Origin of the sequence: Mergibacter septicus (assembly GCF_003265225.1) — a bacterium.
Lineage (GTDB): Bacteria > Pseudomonadota > Gammaproteobacteria > Enterobacterales > Pasteurellaceae > Mergibacter > Mergibacter septicus.
This window is the reverse complement of sequence record NZ_CP022013.1, coordinates 1,774,250-1,790,459: the sequence shown is the minus strand read 5'-3', so window position 1 is coordinate 1,790,459 and position 16,210 is coordinate 1,774,250. Positions and strand designations below refer to the sequence as shown.

13 protein-coding genes and 1 pseudogene are annotated in these 16,210 nt (G+C 36.9%); 6 read left to right on the top strand and 8 right to left on the bottom strand.

The window, feature by feature from the left end; all coding sequences use genetic code 11:
• Window positions 1-101: 101 nt before the first annotated feature.
• Window positions 102-845 carry a tRNA (cytosine(32)/uridine(32)-2'-O)-methyltransferase TrmJ gene (trmJ, locus tag CEP47_RS08395; RefSeq protein WP_261920070.1) on the bottom strand — a complete coding sequence of 248 codons (744 nt, stop codon included), beginning with the start codon at window positions 843-845 and terminating at the stop codon, window positions 102-104.
• A gap of 143 nt (window positions 846-988) precedes the next feature.
• Here trmJ and suhB point away from each other — a divergent pair, with 143 nt between their 5' ends.
• Entirely contained in the window at window positions 989-1,789 is an 801-nt protein-coding gene (suhB, locus tag CEP47_RS08390; protein WP_261920071.1) for an inositol-1-monophosphatase, read from the top strand.
• Between the two features lie 82 nt (window positions 1,790-1,871).
• Window positions 1,872-2,822 (top strand): alpha/beta fold hydrolase, encoded by a 951-nt coding sequence (locus CEP47_RS08385; protein ID WP_261920072.1) that lies wholly within the window; start codon window positions 1,872-1,874, stop codon window positions 2,820-2,822.
• A gap of 1 nt (window position 2,823) precedes the next feature.
• Here the strand turns inward: CEP47_RS08385 and CEP47_RS08380 are convergent, their stop codons facing one another.
• The 4 genes from CEP47_RS08380 to cpdB all read right to left on the bottom strand — a co-directional run bounded on the left by CEP47_RS08380 (window position 2,824) and on the right by cpdB (window position 7,326).
• Window positions 2,824-3,552, bottom strand: coding sequence for a tRNA1(Val) (adenine(37)-N6)-methyltransferase (locus tag CEP47_RS08380; protein WP_261920073.1), 729 nt, complete (start codon window positions 3,550-3,552; stop codon window positions 2,824-2,826).
• A 74-nt stretch (window positions 3,553-3,626) separates the two neighbouring features.
• Window positions 3,627-4,154 (bottom strand): inorganic diphosphatase, encoded by a 528-nt coding sequence (gene ppa, locus CEP47_RS08375; RefSeq protein WP_261920074.1) that lies wholly within the window; start codon window positions 4,152-4,154, stop codon window positions 3,627-3,629.
• A 71-nt stretch (window positions 4,155-4,225) separates the two neighbouring features.
• Window positions 4,226-5,149 (bottom strand): ADP-glyceromanno-heptose 6-epimerase, encoded by a 924-nt coding sequence (gene rfaD, locus CEP47_RS08370; RefSeq protein ID WP_261920075.1) that lies wholly within the window; start codon window positions 5,147-5,149, stop codon window positions 4,226-4,228.
• A gap of 200 nt (window positions 5,150-5,349) precedes the next feature.
• Complete coding sequence (gene cpdB / locus CEP47_RS08365; protein WP_261920076.1) at window positions 5,350-7,326, bottom strand: 2',3'-cyclic-nucleotide 2'-phosphodiesterase; 1,977 nt, start codon at window positions 7,324-7,326, stop codon at window positions 5,350-5,352.
• Window positions 7,327-7,825: 499 nt separating this feature from the next.
• Here cpdB and nrdD point away from each other — a divergent pair.
• Window positions 7,826-9,646, top strand: a pseudogene (gene nrdD, locus CEP47_RS08360) (anaerobic ribonucleoside-triphosphate reductase); the annotation flags it as partial.
• Window position 9,647: 1 nt separating this feature from the next.
• Window positions 9,648-10,115, top strand: coding sequence for an anaerobic ribonucleoside-triphosphate reductase-activating protein (gene nrdG, locus CEP47_RS08355; RefSeq protein WP_261920077.1), 468 nt, complete (start codon window positions 9,648-9,650; stop codon window positions 10,113-10,115).
• Between the two features lie 8 nt (window positions 10,116-10,123).
• Here nrdG and CEP47_RS08350 read toward each other — a convergent pair whose 3' ends face one another.
• Complete coding sequence (locus CEP47_RS08350) at window positions 10,124-10,792, bottom strand: hypothetical protein (RefSeq protein WP_261920078.1); 669 nt, start codon at window positions 10,790-10,792, stop codon at window positions 10,124-10,126.
• A 12-nt stretch (window positions 10,793-10,804) separates the two neighbouring features.
• Complete coding sequence (gene argA, locus CEP47_RS08345; protein WP_261920079.1) at window positions 10,805-12,136, bottom strand: amino-acid N-acetyltransferase; 1,332 nt, start codon at window positions 12,134-12,136, stop codon at window positions 10,805-10,807.
• Window positions 12,137-12,297: 161 nt separating this feature from the next.
• Here argA and CEP47_RS08340 point away from each other — a divergent pair, with 161 nt between their 5' ends.
• Window positions 12,298-13,182 carry a VirK/YbjX family protein gene (locus CEP47_RS08340; protein ID WP_261920080.1) on the top strand — a complete coding sequence of 295 codons (885 nt, stop codon included), beginning with the start codon at window positions 12,298-12,300 and terminating at the stop codon, window positions 13,180-13,182.
• A 75-nt stretch (window positions 13,183-13,257) separates the two neighbouring features.
• Here the strand turns inward: CEP47_RS08340 and CEP47_RS08335 are convergent, their stop codons facing one another.
• A complete protein-coding gene (locus CEP47_RS08335) occupies window positions 13,258-14,469 on the bottom strand; it encodes a pyridoxal phosphate-dependent aminotransferase (protein ID WP_261921037.1) in 1,212 nt (403 codons plus the stop codon).
• Between the two features lie 392 nt (window positions 14,470-14,861).
• Between CEP47_RS08335 and CEP47_RS08330 the strand changes: the two genes are divergently transcribed.
• The gene (locus CEP47_RS08330; protein WP_261920081.1) at window positions 14,862-16,205 is read left to right on the top strand and encodes an isochorismate synthase; all 1,344 of its coding nucleotides are present in this window, start codon (window positions 14,862-14,864) and stop codon (window positions 16,203-16,205) included.
• Window positions 16,206-16,210 lie beyond the last annotated feature (5 nt).

The window sequence follows — 16,210 nt, the reverse complement described above, 5'->3', positions numbered from 1 at the left end:
GACTAAAACAATACGATAAATTCTCACATAACCCACTATTTTAGTCAAGTATTCTCCCCCTTGTAATCCCTAAGCTTTACCACTCTTTCTGATAGGTTTTACTAACGAATTTTCTGTTTTACTGCAGTCAACATACCTAACAAAATATTCAATTCATTTTTGCGTAAATGTTGACGTAAATAAAGCTGTCTTAACTTTTGCATAACAACTGGATTTTGGATAAATCCCAATTCGGTATAAAGCTGCTCGGTCTGATGAAAAAAGTATTCTAATTCTTTCTGATTAGGTGGAAGTTGCTCGGTCGAAACAATCGGATCAGGTGTTATAGTTGCCATTTTTTGAGAGGATCTTTGCCACGATAACCATGCCATTCTAATCTCATAACTCACTAATTGTACTGCCATCGCTAAATTGAGTGAGGAATATTCTGGATTAGCAGGAATATTCAAATGGTAATGGCACTTTAATAATTCATCATTGGTTAAGCCGACTCTTTCTCGCCCAAATACAACCGCAACTTTTCCACCAATATTGGCTTGTTCTACCACCCGTTCACCACAGCTTCTTGGTTCAATTTGCGTAGTTTGAAAATGACGGCTTCTCGCACTGGTACCAATAACCAAAGTACAATCTGCTATTGCTTCTTCAAAACTGCCGACAATTTCAGCCTGCTCAACAACATCTGTTGCACCTGCTGATAATGCCATCGCTTGCTGATCTGGTAGTATTTTCGGTGCAACCAAACAAAGATGGTGTAACCCCATGGTTTTCATCGCTCGTGCGGCTGAACCAATATTCCCTGTATGTGATGTTTCAATTAATACAATTTTAATTCTATCTAACATAATCTCATTAACTTAGAAAAAAAGGCGATCATTCTAACATTAGTTACCCTTAACGAGAATAAAACGCCCTCGCTATTTAATTTAAAATTGCCTATAATACTAAGCTAATTTTTTATTCCTGTTCTTTAAAATCTGGTGGCATTATGAATCCAATGTTAAATATCGCAGTTCGTGCGGCACGAAAAGCAGGCAATATTATTGCTAAAGGTTATGAACGCCGTGATGAAATAAAAACTATCGAAAAAAGTACCAATGACTTTGTTACTAATATTGATAAAGCAGCTGAAACAGCAATTATAGAAATTATCCGTAAATCTTACCCTGATCATACAATTATCGGTGAAGAAAGCGGAGCATTAGAAGGGAAAGAAGGTAATATTCAATGGATCATCGATCCACTAGATGGCACAACAAACTTCATCAAAGGGTTACCTCACTTTGCCGTATCTATTGCAATTAGAATCAAAGGCATCACTGAAGTTGGCGTTATTTATGATCCAATTCGGAATGAACTTTTTACAGCCGTACGTGGTAAAGGTGCAAAATTAAATGAATATCGCTTACGCACCGAAAACAAAACAGAATTACAAGGTGCTATCCTTGCAACCGGTTTCCCATTCAAAACTAAACGTCATATTCCTACTCATTTGAAAATGGTCGAAGCACTTATCCAAGATTGTGCGGATTTCCGCCGTACAGGTTCAGCCGCTTTAGATCTTGCATATGTCGCTGCATCACGTGTTGATGGCTATTTTGAAATTGGCACTAAGCCATGGGATTGTGCCGCAGGTGATCTGATCGTGCGTGAAGCAGGTGGCTTGGTCTGTGATTTTGTTGGCGGACATAATTATCTAAAATCAGGTAATATTGTTGCAGCACCAGCAAGATTAACAAAACAAATTTTAATGGCAATTCAACCTTGTCTATCTGATGACCTAAAATAATTTATTAACCGAGTACTAACGTACTCGGTTTTTTATTACACTCAGCCTGAATCTTCCACTAAGTAATATAATGGAGAAAGCAATGCAACCACTATTAGAACGAGAACTACACTTCAATCAATTCGCTACCCAAGTCCTCTTACCTTTTGCTGAACGCTTTCCATTACATTATTTAACTGGTAATAAAGGTATCCGCTTAGCATATCGTCATTTTCAACATCCAAAACCAGCTGATAATCTTTTGATTCTTATTAATGGCAGGGCTGAAAATCTCTTAAAATGGACTGAAATTGCTTTTGATTTTTACCAGCTTGGCTACGATATTCTTGTGTTTGATCATCGAGGACAGGGCTATTCAGATCGCCTATTAACCGATAAAGAAAAAGGATATATCGACCAATTCAGGTTCTATGTCGATGATTTAGATTGCCTTATTCAGCATATCGTGAATCAAAATAGTTATAAACACCAATACCTCATTGCCCATTCAATGGGAGGATTAATTGCTACATTTTACCTAGCTAACTATCCTCATCATATTGATAAAGCCGTTTTGTCAGCCCCACTTTTTGGTTTACCTCGAAAACACCTGTGGCGAGATAAATTACTTGTTGCTCTGTTAATATTACTCGGACAAAGTCAAAGTTATGTTTTTGGCTATGGTGCTTACCGACCAGCAAACTTACACAAAAACCATCTTAGTTACTGTAAAACAAGAATAAAATGGCATAATCGTATCTATCAAGCTTTCCCACAATTACGCATTGGAGGGCCTACTTTTGCTTGGCTCCACCAAATTTTTAATGCCTTTAATCGATTACCACAAAAAATTAAACAGGTAGAAATACCATTACTGATTCTAGAGGCAGGGCAAGATAAAGTTGTGTCGAATACAAAGATAGAACAATTTTCCTCACTTTTCCGACAAGCAAAATTATACAAACTACCAAAGGCACAACACGAAATTTTATTTGAGAAAGATCCTATCCGAGAGAAAGCATTACAATCAATTCAACACTTTTTCACACAATAAATCAAAGTTTTAAATAAAAAGGCTGTAACATTGGCAAAACATCAGGGTGATAATGATTGGCTTGATCATATAGCACGATTTGTTGCCTTTGTGTTGTTAAATCTAAAGTTGCTCTTTTATGGCGAAATTCAAGCAACACCCTTTGTGGTGCTTTGCCAACTTTAGTGACAACTTGACACTCTTTTGCACAATAAAGGGAAGTTTGTGATAACTGTGCTAACAAGCGTTTTCCTTCAACAAAAGGTAAAATAAAGCAGATACAACCGTGCTGATTAAGACAACCTTCGGCTACTTTTAACCAAGTTAAATGTGAATGTTCCCCTTCGGCTAAATAACGTGCTTGATCCCGAGCCAAATCTCGACACGCAATCCCTTGGGTAAAATAAGGGGGATTCGACACAACCAAATCAAACCCAGCCACTGGTAACATCATCTTCAAGTTTGGCAACAAAACATCCGCTTGAATTATCTCTATGCGTTCCGCCCAAGGTGTTAATCCAACATTCTCTCTTGCTTGCATACAGGCGTTAACTTCTCGTTCAACCCCAACTAAACGACAATTAGGATTACGCTGTGCCAACATTAAACTGATCAACCCAGAACCTGTTCCTAAATCTAAGGCTGTCTTTGCTTGCTCAACCCTTGCCCACGCCCCTAATAGCACCCCATCAGTGCCAACTTTCATTGCACAGCGATCGTCTTGTACTGTAAATTGCTTAAATTGAAACATAATTTATTGATGTTCATATAAAAAAATACCGCTTTACTTAGAGAGTAAAGCGGTGCTTTTGAGGTTAATAACGACTATTTTTTAGCACGTTCAAAAGAGGATTTGATTTCTTCACGTGCGGCTTCAACGCCTTCCCAGCCATCAACTTTCACCCATTTGCCAGCTTCTAACGCTTTATAGCTTTCAAAGAAATGCTGAATTTGTGCTTTTAATAATGCAGGAACATCATCAATATCTTGAATATGATCATATTCTTTGCTTAATTTGCTATGTGGAACAGCAATTAATTTTGCATCTTCACCAGATTCATCGGTCATTTTTAACATTCCCACTGGACGGCAACGAATTACAGAACCCGGTTGTAATGGATATGGTGTTGGCACTAATACATCAACAGGATCACCATCTAAAGAAAGTGTATTGTTGATATAACCATAATTAGCAGGATAAAACATTGCCGTTGCCATAAAACGATCGACAAATAATGCGCCTGATGCTTTATCAACTTCGTATTTAATTGGATCTGCATTTGCTGGAATTTCAATGATCACATAAATATCATCTGGCAATTCTTTGCCGGCTGGTACATTTTTTAAACTCATTTTTTAATCCTTTTCAATTAGTTGAAAACTGTAAAATTATAGCTTTTTTAAATCTTTTTCGCCACACAAGCCTACTTATTTAACCATTGCAAATATTCTGCAACCCCTTCAGCCACTGTTTTAAATGGCTTATCATAGCCAATCGCTCGTAATTTAGTGAGATCCGCTTGAGTATATTCTTGATAACGATTTTTTAGATGCTCAGGAAACGGAATAGTTTCAATTTTTCCTTTTTGATGGAACTTAATAACCGCTTTTGCCACTTCCTCAAAACTTTCAGCTTTCCCTGTACCACAGTTATAAATGCCTGAAATTTTATTCTGCCAACACCAAATATTAACCATTGCTGCATCGCCAACATAAATAAAATCACGCAAAAAGCCCTCACTGCCAGCAAATAATTTTGGATTTTCACCTTTTAAAATTTGGCTATTTAAATGATAAGCCACGCTTGCCATACTACCTTTATGGTTTTCTCTTGGACCATACACATTAAAATAACGGAAACCACAAACTGGAGATTGTGCTTCAGGTAAAATCTCTCTGACATATTGATCAAATAAGAATTTTGAATAGCCATATACATTCAATGGACGTTCAAATTCACGTTCTTCTTTGAACACCGTTTTATCGCCATAGGTGGCTGCTGAGGAAGCATATAGGAAAGGAATTTGACGATCTAAACAATAATACAACAACTCTTTTGAATATTCATAATTGTTTTGCATCATATATTTGCCGTCCCATTCAGTAGTGGCTGAACAGGCACCTTGATGAAATACCGCATCAATATGTCCAAAATCATCGCCAGCAATGATTGAAGCAATAAAATCATCTTTATCACAATAATCAGCAATATCTAAATCAACTAAATTTGCAAATTTAGTCCCGTCTGTTAAATCATCTACCACTAAAATATCTTTTCTTCCAATTTGATTCAGTGCTTTAACAATATTGCTGCCTATAAACCCTGCACCACCAGTTACAATAATCATCTTTTTATCCTCTTAACATAAAAAAATCGCCATTATTGTAATACAAAAACAAGCAGAACGGATCGAGAGATGAAGAAATGAGTTTATTTTTGTGATAAACGATCAAGTAGGAAATTGGTTTATGATGATTCTAATAACTTTTAATTATCAATATTAAAATAGCCTAATTAATAAAATAATTAGGCTATTTTTATATTCTGTTACTGGGTTAAATCTACTTTATATAGTGCAAAGCCAACATCATCTTGCCCGACATATACCATTGGGTATATTGCGTTGGTCATAATAAAATGTTTCGCTTTTGCAGACGGTGAAGTTTCCACTTGAATATCTAACTTGGTATTAGTATTAATTGGTGCAATCCGCCAGTTTAATTTTCCTACTGGGTTTACCTCGCCTTGTAACTGGCTTTGTTGGGTAATGTAGTTGGCTAAAATTTGGCGATTTTCATCTGGTGCGACATAGACGACATTTTTCTCACCAGTTCCCGGGAATTTATTTCCATAAGCACGATAATTATTCGTTGCAATCAAAAATTCTGCTTGCGGATCAACAGCTTTTCCTTGATAGGTTAAATTGACAATGCGTCCCCCTTGCGGATTAATCAGACGGCAATCGCCGTCATAGCGAGCAGGTTTTGTTACATCAATTTGATATTCTACCCCACTGATGGTGTCAAAATTATAAGTGCGGAAATCATACCAATTTAATAGTGATTGTGTGCTAGTACGCTTTGGATCAATCTGATTAAACATACCAGCACTGCACTCTAACCATTCTTTCAATTCTTGTCCTGTTACCTTCACAATCACTAAGGTATTTGGATAGAGATAAAGATCTGCTGCATTGCGGAAGGTCAACTTGCCTTTATCCACCTCAGTATAACCTGCTGGATCATTTTTCCGTCCACCTGCTTTAAATGGTGCTGCAGCACTGAGTACCGGTATCCCTGCAAGGGTAGGGATATTTTTTACCACCTGTTCTGCATAGGCTTGTTGAGCTTGATTGACTATTTTTACTGTTGGATCATCTTGAATTAATGCTAAATAACTATACATATCCGCACTAGATTGACCAATAGGTTGGGAAACAAATTCTCGGGTCGCTTGATGAACTGGTGCTAAAAACTTTTCAACTTCAGGATGATTTTTAACCGTTGCTTTTTTCTGATTAACATCATAAATCGGACGTAATGCAGCTTTGCCCTCAACAACAAACCATTTGCCATTATGCTGTGCTAAGGTTAAATCGATCACACTAATATTATTTCCCCAGTAACCTGCCATACTTTCTGGCACTCCTTTGATGGTACCTTTCTCAAGATCTACACCAGTAGCGGTTGCAAACTCTTTGTGCGGGAATAAACGATGTGCATGCCCAAAAATTATCGCATCAATCCCTTTCACATCAGCTAAATGAAAAGCGGCATTTTCTTCACCAACTTGATAAGGTTGATCTGATGGACCAGTATGCGCTAATGCAATCACAATATCTGCACCTTGTTGTTTTAAAATAGGTACATATTTTTCGGCAGTTTGTTTAATATCATAAACATCAACCTTGCCATCTAAATTCGCTTTATCCCATACCAGAATTTGTGGTGGAACAAATCCAATGTAACCTATTTTTAAGATTTTAGACTTACCTTGTTGATCAACAACGGTTTTTTCTTGAATAAAATAGGGTTGAAAACGTGGGGTTTTATCCTCTGCTTTAACAACATTAGCATTAATGATCGGATAATTCGCTTGTGCAATCGCTTGATCTAAATAAGCCAAACCATAATTAAATTCGTGATTTCCTAAGGTACCAACATCATATTTCATCAGATTGAAGGTTGAAATTGAAGGATCTGGTCGCCCTTCTTTAGCACCTTTTGCGGCTTGATAATCTGCAATAGGATTCCCTTGAATTAAATCTCCATTATCGACTAAAACGCTGTTTTTAACTTGTTGGCGAGCTTGTTCGATTAAGGTCGCTGTTCTTGTATAACCAAATTTATCGGTTGGTGCATCCTTATAATAATCAAAATCGGTTAGAAACCCGTGTACATCGGTCGTCGCAATAATGCGTAATGCAACATTTGAGTTATTCTCTCCTGCTGCTTGAGCAAAATTTGTTGCCCCCAAAGTTAAAATACTACAAGCCCCTATTTGAATAAAACGTCTTCTGTCCATAATGTTTCCTATTTTATTACACAATAACTAGTGGGCTATTTTAAAAAGTTTTCTTATTTCCTACCATTCATACGCCAAAAAACTGTGAGATATATCACACAAATATACTTACCTTGTTTTAATATCAACTTACAATAAAATTAATATGTATAAAGAATTTAAAATTTGTCTATTTTTATGCCATTTAAACCCTAAAAAAATAACCTTTTTATGCTGAAAAAAGACAATATCATTTCTTTTATTGTTACACTTTTTTAACAACCATCGCTCGTATTCAACTATCTTAAATACATTTTTTTACATTTTTTTAACAAAATAATCATCCTATATTCTCATATTTAAAAGGATAAAATATAACCAAAATAACAATATATTGTGAGTTGAATTTAAAAAAAAACAATATATAGTATTCAACCCAATAACCCTCAGCTTACAGAAGGATTCTCCGATAATGATCAGCAAGACTCAAGATAATGCGATGGCTTATACAGATTTAATCCGTGAAGTAGAAAGTCTATTACATCAAAACAACGCCGCCCTTCTCAATGAAAATGCAAATAAAGATGCAAAAGTGATCCCTACTCAACGGGATTTATTAGCGGGAATTATGGCGAAACATTATGCCAAACACTATATGTTGCCAAGCGAAATCGTTGCTGCTCACGAAAAAGGAGAAATTCATTACCACGATCTAGATTATGCTCCTTTTTTCCCAATGTTTAACTGTATGCTAGTTGATTTAGAGGGAATGCTTTTAAATGGATTTAAAATGGGAAATGCTGAAATTGAAACGCCAAAATCCATTACCACCGCAACTGCAGTAACAGCACAAATTATTGCTCAAGTTGCTAGCCATATTTATGGTGGCACAACTATTGATCGGATTGATGAAGTTCTTGCGCCTTATGTTACAAAAAGTTATGAAAAACATCTTGAGATTGCACACCGCTATCAAATCCCAGCAGCAGAGAAATATGCACTTGAACGTACAGAAAAAGAGTGTTTCGATGCCTTCCAATCATTAGAATATGAAGTCAACACCTTACACACCGCCAATGGGCAAACGCCTTTTGTTACCTTTGGTTTTGGATTAGGAACAAGTTGGGAAGCTAAATTAATTCAACAAGCTATTCTAGAAAATCGAATTGTAGGTTTAGGTAAAAATCACAAAACCGCGGTCTTCCCTAAATTAGTCTTTAGCTTAAAAGAGGGCGTGAATTTACGCCCAACAGATCCTAATTATCACATAAAACAGCTTGCCTTAACTTGTGCATCAAAAAGAATGTATCCCGATATTTTAAATTATGATCAAGTGGTAAAAGTGACTGGTTCATTTAAAGCCCCAATGGGTTGCCGTAGTTTTCTCGGTGCTTATCGTGAAAATGGACAAGAAATCCACGCTGGACGGAATAATCTAGGGGTGGTAAGCCTCAATTTACCACGTATTGCTTTAGAAGCGAAAGGAAATGAACACTCCTTTTATCAACTTCTCGATCAACGACTTGCAATAGCGAAACAAGCACTATTTACCAGAATTGCTCGCTTAGAACAAACTCAAGCTAAAGTTGCTCCTATCTTATATATGGAAGGAGCTTGTGGAGTCCGCTTAAAAGCGGAAGATTGCGTTGCAGAAATTTTTAAAAATGGACGTGCTTCAATCTCTCTTGGCTATATTGGGATTCACGAAACAATCAATGCGTTATACGGTCAAGGGCATATTTTTGATGATGATACCCTAAGAGAAAAAGGGGTAGAAATTGTAGCCTACCTGAAAAAAGCCGTTGAGCAATGGCGCCAAGAAAGCGGTTATGCTTTTGGTTTATATTCAACTCCAAGTGAAAATTTATGTGATCGTTTTTGCCGTTTAGATCAACAACAATTTGGTAAAATTGCAGGGGTAACCGACAAAGGCTACTACACCAATAGCTTTCATTTAGATGTTGAGAAAAAAGTAAATCCATACGATAAGTTAGATTTTGAAAAAGTCTATCCACCAATTGCAAGTGGTGGCTTTATTTGCTACGGCGAATACCCTAATTTACAACACAACCTTAAAGCGTTGGAAGATGTCTGGGATTATAGCTATCAACTGGTGCCTTACTACGGCACAAATACCCCAATTGATGAATGTTATGAGTGTGGCTTTACAGGTGAATTTGACTGCACCAGCAAAGGCTTTGTTTGCCCTAAGTGTGGCAATCACGACAGTAGTAAAGTATCTGTAACACGCAGAGTTTGTGGCTACTTAGGTAGTCCTGATGCCAGACCTTTCAATGCTGGAAAGCAAGAAGAAGTGAAAAGACGCATTAAACACCTTTAAAATGAATTACTTACAATATTATCCGATTGATGTTGTCAACGGTGAAGGCACACGCTGTACTTTATTTGTTGCAGGTTGTAGCCATTATTGCAAAGGCTGTTATAACCAAAAAAGCTGGTCTTTTGATGCTGGTGTTTTGTTTGATCAAGCGATGGAAGATCAAATTATTCGAGACCTACAAGATACTCGGATTAAACGACAAGGTTTAAGTTTAAGTGGTGGTGATCCTTTGCATCCACTTAATTTAGAGGTGTTATTACCCTTTGTTCAACGTGTTAAAAGAGAATGTCCCGAAAAAGATATTTGGTGTTGGACGGGGTATCGACTTGCTGAGCTTAGCGATTACCAACAACAAATTTTACCCTACCTTGATGTATTAATTGACGGTAAATTTATCCAAGAACAAGCTGATCCTAGCCTTATTTGGCGAGGTTCAGCCAACCAATTAATTCATCGTTTTAAACTCTAATTCAAAACCTAATTACCTTTAAAAAACGGTCGGTATTGCTCTACTCGAAAATCAAAAGGGGAATAAGCTGGATTTTCTTGTTTACGTTGTTTATACAAAGGAATACTACCAATCGCTCGATTAGCAGAACCTGATGGTGCAATTAAAGAAACGGTTGTAATCTCTCGCCCAGCATAAGAAAAACGATGAATTTTGGGGGAATCTGCGGTAATTAAGGTTAAATGCAGTTGCTGTTGTTTTAAATGACGGCGAAACAGATATTCAGGTCCATTTTTACTATTTCCCCCTGTAAATAAAATAGTACTTATCGTTGGATGATTCTCCAGTTGTGCCAATAAATTACGCAACTGTATCTGCTCCATACCAAGATCACTGGCATCTATTTTTTGTCGGTAACAGGCTTCAACCATATCACAAATGCCTATCTTGTATTGAGTTAAAAATGCTACTCGACTATCTATTGCTCGCTGAGAAGTCTCAAATGGAAAATCAATAGAAAAAATGTTACCTAAAATTCGCCACAATAAACCATCTCGAGTTCCATAACAAAAATCAACATCTCCTTCCTTCAAAGCGGGAATAGAAAAACGAGGAGGTGGCAACGTCCCCACAATTAATTTAGTCGCCCCTTCAGGAATAAAAGGTGGATAAGGGTGTCGATGATAAAATCTTGCCATAACAACCTAGTTTTAATAAGAATTTGTAGTTAAATCTTGAATTAAAATTTTTGAGCGCCGTTGATGATTATAATGTTGGCGTTTTTCTGCAGGTAAATCCTCAACACTTGCAAGCTGAAAACCTCTTTCTTGAAACCAATGGACTGTGCGAGTGGTTAAAACAAAAAGACGTTCTACCTGTAATTGCTTCGCTCTTTTTTGAATGGTATTGAGTAAAACATCACCACGAGAAGAGTTGCGATAATCAGGGTGAACTGCAACACACGCCATTTCTGCCATTTTTTCTGTTGGATATAAATTAAGGGCAGCACAAGCAATAATCACTCCATCACGATCAATAATAGTATAACGTTCGATCTCCATTTCTAATTGTTCTCTCGAACGTTTAACCAGAATACCTTGTTGTTCCAACGGCTGAATTAAGCCTAATAAATTTGGAATATCTTGAATTGTTGCCGTACGAACAATTTCTGAATTTTGTAATGAAATTTGTGTTCCAATACCATCACGGGAGAAAAGTTCTTGCAATAATGCCCCATCTTCAATATTACTTAACAAGTGAGCTCGTTTAACGCCATTGCAACAAGCTTCTATTGCCGCTTGCAAAAAACGAGCTTGCGAGCAATGGTATCGATCCAGATTGATCAATGTATCTAATACTTTTTGAGCTTGATCAGGATTAAGATCGGAAATGACTTGCTGTTGAGCATCTAAAATACCTTGTTGATCGCAAAAACCGATTAATTTCTCTGCCTCTAATTTCACCGCAATTTTACTTGCTAACTCTTCAAAGGCTAAATTAAAAGTTTCCCCTGTTACCGACACAGCAACTGGGCTAATAACCACTATTGCATTTTGGGCTAACTGATTTTTTATGCCGTGAATATCAATCCGTCTCACTTTACCACTCAACTGGTAATCAACACCATCATCAACCCCCATTGGCTGGGCGATGACAAAATTCCCACTAATCACATTCGGCACCGCATTGCCTTGTAATTTATTCATTCGCAACGATAAACGTGCCGTAATATCATACTGTAAAGCCCCTACAACCTGTTTAACTGTGTCTAATGTTGCGGGATCGCTGATCCGAATATGTTTGTGGTAATGCTCAGCAATCCCTTTCTCTGCCAAAGCAAGATTAATCTGATCTCTTGCCCCAAAAACAACAACTAAGCGAATGCCCAAACTATGCAATAGACTAATATCATCAATAATATTCACAAAATAATGACTTGCTAAAGTCGCCCCATCTAACATTAATACAAAGGTCTTTCCTCGATGGGCATTAACATAGGGGCTTGATTGTCGAAACCATTGAACCAATTCAGTACTACGCATAAAACCACCACTTAAATGAATAAATATTTAATTTTTTCGATTTTATATTCAGCATATTACTTTCTGCAAGAATATTTTCGCTTAAAAATTTACTCGAAAGAAAATCTTGTTACAATACATCACCGTTGTGAATTATCTTAATAGTAAGCAGTACCCCAATTATGCAACGAAATCATTATCAGCCTTATTCACATTTTCCTAGTCTAAAAGAAATGTATCAAGGACGGGAAAAAAGAGTCTTAAAGCAAATTCGCAATATATTACGTTTTCTATTAAGACGTCCTTTTATCAGCAGGCAGGCAAAACGTTTACTGATGTTTTTAAATCAGCATTCACTTTGGTTACCACTTTTTCGACAAAATCCACATCGTTTTCACGCTTTTATCTATCGTTATTGTGATAAACGCTTTTCTCTCAAACAGCGTACAGATCAAATTATTCATACTTTCACGATACTAGAACAAAAATTAGGGGAAGATAAATGCCGTTTATTAGTAGAACAAGGTAGTTTGCCTCTTTGCCAACTCACTAATACCCTCACCCTAAACCTCAACTTAAATATGATTGATGAATGGGAAGGCTTTTTCTCACTTAATTTTCAAGATGGGAGCAATAAAAGATATTACGATTGCTCTTTTGCCCTACTCGAACAACAACGTTTACTTATCGCTAGCATACAAGGGCCAAAAGGAGAAGATGCACAACAGCTCGTGCGGTTGCTCACCAAAGAGTGCCACGGCGTTCGACCAATGTATCTGCTCGTTGATTGCTTAAAAATGATTGCCGAACAATGGCAACAACAATTAGTTGGAATCCCACTCAAATATCAAGCCAAAATCCAACTACACGGTAGTAAAAGAGTTTTATTTAATTACGATGATTTTTGGCGAGATAATCAAGCCACACGAGCAACCGATTACTGGCAATTACCACTGACTATTGAAAGGCGACCTTTGGAAGAAATTCAGAGTAAAAAACGATCTATGTATCGCAAACGATATGAAATGTTTGATCTCATTAAACAGGCGATCCAGCAAAATATATAAACCAACACAAGAAAAATGAAATTTAAGCAAACTGCATTTGGTCTTCCTGCAAATAACCAAATGCAGCCTATTTTCCTATTGACGATAAGTACTTAAAAAACGTGCAAAACGCTCCATAGCTTCTTCTAGTTGATTGACATAAGGTAAGGTAACAATACGAAAATGATCGGGCTGATGCCAGTTAAAACCTCGACCGTGCACCAAAAGCACCTTCTCTTTCATTAATAAATCCAACACCATTTTTTCATCATCGTGAATGTTATATAACTTAGTATCAATTTTAGGGAAAAGATACATCGCCCCTTGTGGTTTAACACAACTAATACCCGGGATTTGAGTAACTAATTCATATGCTTTATTGCGTTGCTCTAATAAACGCCCACCGGGTAAAAGATACTGATTAATGCTTTGGTAACCACCTAAAGCGGTTTGGATCGCATTTTGCATTGGAACATTTGCACACAATCGCATTGAGGCTAGAACATTTAATCCTTCAATATAGCCTTCTGCCATTTTCTTTGGTCCATTTAAAACTAACCAACCTTGCCGAAAACCTGCTGCACGATAAGCTTTAGATAAACCATTAAATGTTACGGTAAAAAGATCAGGTGCTAAAGTTGCAATATGATGATGCTGTGCCCCATCATATAAAATTTTATCGTAAATTTCGTCAGCAAAAATAATTAGATTATGTTGTCGAGCAAGCTCAGCAATTTCTAATAACAATGCTTTGCTATATACCGATCCCGTTGGATTATTTGGGTTGATGATTACAATGCCTTTTGTTCGCTCTGTAATTTTACTCTTAATATCCGCCAAATCAGGGTACCAGTCAGCCTGCTCATCACACAAATAATGTACCGCTTTTCCACCCGATAAAGTCGTTGCTGCCGTCCATAGCGGATAATCTGGCATAGGGATTAACATTTCATCGCCATTATTTAACAATGCCTGCATTGCCATTGTGATCAGTTCAGAGACCCCATTACCAATATAAACATCGCCCACATCTAATTCTCGTAAACCTTTTGCTTGGTAATATTGCACTATGGCTTTTCGTGCAGAATAAAGCCCCTTTGAATCACAATAGCCTTGAGATGTCGGAAAATTCCGAATAATATCAACGACCATTTCATCTGGTACATCAAATCCAAAAGGGGCAGGGTTACCAATATTTAGTTTTAAGATATTGTGTCCTTCTTCTTCTAAACGACAAGCAGCACTATGTACAGGACCTCGAATATCATAACAAACCTGTTGCAGCTTATCTGATTTAGGGAATCGCATTGTCATTGCATTTTACTCCATAATTTTTCATATAAAACAGTAAGTTAAGTTACTGTTTTTTCTAATCATATTTTCGCATTTACTCAATTTATTTTTCTTTAATTTGTCAAAACAAGTGATACCATCTCAAAAATTAAGGTAAAATTTTGACATTTAATTACAGTTTAAATTGATTTACCATTAATTCTTTATTAACACTTAAAACGGTTATCTTTGACAAACATTTACATTAATATATATTTACTAAGAAACGGTTTAGAGTAAGAAACAACCGTTCTCATAAAAATCTCTAATAATATACCCTAGATTACGATATTCCTTGATTATTAACAAATTTAAGCCAATAAAAATAAGGTAATTTATATAAACATTTTATTTTTCATTAACCCATTATGAAATCATTACTGACCCGACTTTACTCTGTATTAAAGGATAATGTAACAGACTACTCGGCAAAACGATTAAATTATTCGACTAAAACGTTATCAAACATCTATTCACAATTTATAGTTACAATCCCTTGTAACATGGATAATTGCGACCTTTTAGCTTGGTTAAAAGGGCAACCTCTCTTTCCCCAATTCTATTTTGAACAACGCCAACAAAATTATACATTAGTTACTATTGGGCAAGTTGCACAATTTTCCGATTTAAACCAAGCCCAAAACTTAGTCCTCACTAATCCTAAATTACTGCTATGTGGCGGATTGAATTTTGAACAGCAAGCTAACTTTAGCTTACCTCGTTTATTATTACACCTTGAAAACCACACGCTCACCGCTACCCTTTTCTTTAACCAACAAAATGACTGGCTAACGGAACAGAGAGAGATTAATGCCTGTTTACAAACCTTCACTGACAGTGTGGCATTACAACCGATTAAAACAGATACGCAACTGACCTCTGAAAGCAGTACACAAAACGAATGGTGTCAATTAATCGAACAAGCACTCACTACCATCAAACAACAACAACTCGAAAAAGTTGTTTTAGCAAAATCTGCTTGTTATAGCACCAGTAACCAAGTTAATTTCTGTGATTTCCTTGCGGCTAGCCGAGAAGTCAATCAAGATTGTTACCATTTTCTCCAAGCTACTAGCCCATCTCAAGCCTTTGTTGGTTCTAGCCCAGAATGTTTATACGCTAGACAACAACAATATCTTGAAACAGAAGCCCTTGCAGGAACTGCACCAAGTGTCGCCGATCCAACGCAAAACCAAGCCTTCGCCAATTGGCTGTTAAATGATCAGAAAAACTGTTATGAAAATCAGCTCGTTGCGGAAGATATAAAACAAAGCCTAGCACCATATTATGAAAATATTATGCTAGGACAACGTCAAATTCGGCAATTACGCAAAGTACAGCATCTTTATCGTAAAATTTCCGCACAGTTAACCTCAAACTGCTTAAAAACAGGTGCAGACTTAGCCTGTTTACAAGCCATTCATCCGACGGCTGCAGTTGCGGGCTTGCCAAAAGCAGCGGCCATCCGCTTTATTCAGCAATATGAACCTTGGCAACGTGGATTATATGCAGGGACGGTAGGGTTTCTCTCCCAAGCAAAGGCAGAATTTACAGTTGCAATACGTTCAGCCAAAATTGAACAACATAAAATCCATATTTTTGCTGGGGCTGGGATTGTCGCTGGTTCGGTTCCCTTGCTAGAATGGCAAGAAATTGAACGAAAAGCCTCAGGATTAACCTCTCTCCTGATGCCCTCACCACCAAATAAATAAAGGGA

What these genes read in the sequence shown, in the direction of transcription:
- trmJ (WP_261920070.1), bottom strand. Translation starts at nt 845, where the DNA reads ATGTTAGATAGAATTAAAATTGTATTAATTGAAACATCACATACAGGG.
- suhB (WP_261920071.1), top strand. Translation starts at nt 989, where the DNA reads ATGAATCCAATGTTAAATATCGCAGTTCGTGCGGCACGAAAAGCAGGC.
- CEP47_RS08385 (WP_261920072.1), top strand. Translation starts at nt 1,872, where the DNA reads ATGCAACCACTATTAGAACGAGAACTACACTTCAATCAATTCGCTACC.
- CEP47_RS08380 (WP_261920073.1), bottom strand. Translation starts at nt 3,552, where the DNA reads ATGTTTCAATTTAAGCAATTTACAGTACAAGACGATCGCTGTGCAATG.
- ppa (WP_261920074.1), bottom strand. Translation starts at nt 4,154, where the DNA reads ATGAGTTTAAAAAATGTACCAGCCGGCAAAGAATTGCCAGATGATATT.
- rfaD (WP_261920075.1), bottom strand. Translation starts at nt 5,149, where the DNA reads ATGATTATTGTAACTGGTGGTGCAGGGTTTATAGGCAGCAATATTGTT.
- cpdB (WP_261920076.1), bottom strand. Translation starts at nt 7,326, where the DNA reads ATGGACAGAAGACGTTTTATTCAAATAGGGGCTTGTAGTATTTTAACT.
- nrdG (WP_261920077.1), top strand. Translation starts at nt 9,648, where the DNA reads ATGAATTACTTACAATATTATCCGATTGATGTTGTCAACGGTGAAGGC.
- CEP47_RS08350 (WP_261920078.1), bottom strand. Translation starts at nt 10,792, where the DNA reads ATGGCAAGATTTTATCATCGACACCCTTATCCACCTTTTATTCCTGAA.
- argA (WP_261920079.1), bottom strand. Translation starts at nt 12,136, where the DNA reads ATGCGTAGTACTGAATTGGTTCAATGGTTTCGACAATCAAGCCCCTAT.
- CEP47_RS08340 (WP_261920080.1), top strand. Translation starts at nt 12,298, where the DNA reads ATGCAACGAAATCATTATCAGCCTTATTCACATTTTCCTAGTCTAAAA.
- CEP47_RS08335 (WP_261921037.1), bottom strand. Translation starts at nt 14,469, where the DNA reads ATGCGATTCCCTAAATCAGATAAGCTGCAACAGGTTTGTTATGATATT.
- CEP47_RS08330 (WP_261920081.1), top strand. Translation starts at nt 14,862, where the DNA reads ATGAAATCATTACTGACCCGACTTTACTCTGTATTAAAGGATAATGTA.